This is a genomic window from Nocardioides sp. NPDC057577, assembly GCF_042801335.1.
Taxonomy (GTDB): Bacteria; Actinomycetota; Actinomycetes; order Propionibacteriales; family Nocardioidaceae; genus Nocardioides.
Genome location: NZ_JBHVGB010000322.1, coordinates 1 through 1,986, shown reverse-complemented (window position 1 = coordinate 1,986; position 1,986 = coordinate 1). Strand labels below are relative to the sequence as shown.

The 1,986-nt window shown below is 68.5% G+C and carries 2 protein-coding genes; both read right to left on the bottom strand.

What is annotated here, in order from left to right; translation table 11 throughout:
* Positions 1-47: 47 nt before the first annotated feature.
* Positions 48-539: a DUF3145 domain-containing protein gene (locus tag ACFU7D_RS29455; protein ID WP_176884297.1), complete on the bottom strand. Its 492-nt coding sequence runs from the start codon at positions 537-539 to the stop codon at positions 48-50.
* Positions 540-783: 244 nt separating this feature from the next.
* Positions 784-1,905 carry a tetratricopeptide repeat protein gene (locus ACFU7D_RS29450; RefSeq protein ID WP_378728583.1) on the bottom strand — a complete coding sequence of 374 codons (1,122 nt, stop codon included), beginning with the start codon at positions 1,903-1,905 and terminating at the stop codon, positions 784-786.
* Positions 1,906-1,986: the final 81 nt, after the last annotated feature.

Below are 1,986 nucleotides of genomic sequence, written 5' to 3'. Positions count from 1 at the left end.
CCGGGGCCTCAGTCGTCGTCGGCCGTGCTCTGCGGCTGACGGGTCGCTCAGACGACCTGGTGCAGCCAGCGTACGGGGGCGCCTTCCCCTGCGTGACGGAACGTCTCCAGCTCGTCGTCCCACGGCTTGCCGAGGAGCTTGTCGACCTCGAGCTCGAGCGTGGTGTCACCGAGGGCGGCCTTGACGACCGCGGCCTTGAGCCGGTCCTCGGGGATCATGATGTCACCGTGCAGCCCGGTGACGGCGTGGAAGACGCCGAGGTCGGGGGTGAAGGAGTAGCGCGCACCCTCGGAGGTCGACGTGCCGTCCTCGGTGACTTCGAAGCGCAGGTGCGTCCATCCCTTCAGCGCTGAGGCGATCGCCGCCGCGGAACCGACCGCACCGGACCAGAAGAGCTCGGCTCGGTAGGTGCCGGCCTGGGCGGGCTGCGCCGTCCAGTCGAAGTTCACCGGCGCGCCTAGCACCCCCGCGACGGCCCATTCGATGTGAGGGCAGAGCGCGGAGGGAGCCGAGTGCACGAACACAACGCCTCGTGCGATGCCACGCGAGGCGCTCGGGTCCTTGATCTGAGTGGTCACCGAATATCTCCTTCGTTGCGGCGCGAGCTACGCCTTCCCCAGCGGGCTCGATCGTGCGTGAAGGACACGCTTCGGTGGATCACAAGCATGTAGTTGTACTTCTATTCTTACCTACCGCGCCCAGGATCTCCAGTATCGGAGCAAAACGGCCAGTGGCGACCGGCATGGCTGCCGATCGCCACTGATGGCGCGTTCGAGGCGGACGTCAGTCCCTCTCGACCGTCTTCTCGAGCGCCTCGGCCCGCGCCGCAGCGTCGGTGATCTCCTCGGAGTCGATCGCGTACGTGCGGTGGAACCAGGTCAGCGCGTCCTTGTCGCGGCCGGCCTCCTGGAGCGTGTCCGCGTACGCGTATCGCAGCCGCACGACCCAGGATTCCCGGCTCTTGTTGTTGAGCGGCGACTGCTCGAGGATCCGCAGAGCTGCGTCGAACTGACCCATGTCTCGACGAGCGCCGGCCTCGACGATCGTCATCTCTGCCTTCGCCGGTGCATCGAAGTTCGCCACCGAGGGGCTGTGCGCGAGCTTGATCGCCTGCTCGGGCTGGCCGAGCGCACGGTGGCAGTCAGCCATGATCGGCAGGTACGCCGTCGCGCCGTTCATCCGCTTGGCCGCGCGAAGCTCGGCGAGCGCCTCGGAGTAGTGCCCGGCAGCGTACGCAGCCTCACCCAGCGCCTCGCGAATCACAGCGATCCGCTGCGTACGCGACTTCGCCGCCTTGGCGTGCTGATAGGCGAGCTCGGGGTCGGAGTCGATGAACATGTCGGCAGCGACCAGGTGGCGGGCGATCCGCGCCGCCAGCTTCTCGGGCAGGCCTCGCAGCTGAGCCGAGATAGCACGGTCGAGCTCCTTGCCCGTCACCTCTTCCGGCAGCTCCGGACCGTCGTAGATCCGCTGATCCGCCGTACGCTCCTCGCGCGGCTCGTCGAAGCGGCGCTGCGGCCTGCCACCAGGCTTGCCGCCACGGTCCTTGGAGTAACCGCCCTTGCGGTCGCTGCTACCGCCACGCTTCGGGCCGTCGGAGCGCTTCGGACCGTCTGAGCGGCTGCCGTCGCGAGGGCCGCTGCGCCCGGTCGACGGCTTGCCGTCCCGACGCTCGTCTCCTCCGCGGCCACCGTCACGACGCTGCTCGCCGCCACGACCGCCTCCGCCATCACGGCGATCGCTGCTACGACCAGCCCCCGGCCGACCGCCACTCGGTCGACCAGCGCTCGGCTTGCCGTCACCCGATCGGCCGCCACGGCCACCCGTGGATGAACCAGAGCTCTTCGGACGCCCGGGGCGTCCGGCGGGCTTACCGCCTCTGTTGCTACGGCGCTCGTCAGCCATAGCTGCCTTCCTCACTGCTGCTTCCCGCAGCCGACTTCGAACGATCCGTAGACCAGTTCGCTAGTAAAAGCAGTAGAGGCC

Excerpts from the sequence above, each read along its gene's own strand:
- ACFU7D_RS29450 (WP_378728583.1), bottom strand. The coding sequence starts at position 1,905 with ATGGCTGACGAGCGCCGTAGCAACAGAGGCGGTAAGCCCGCCGGACGC.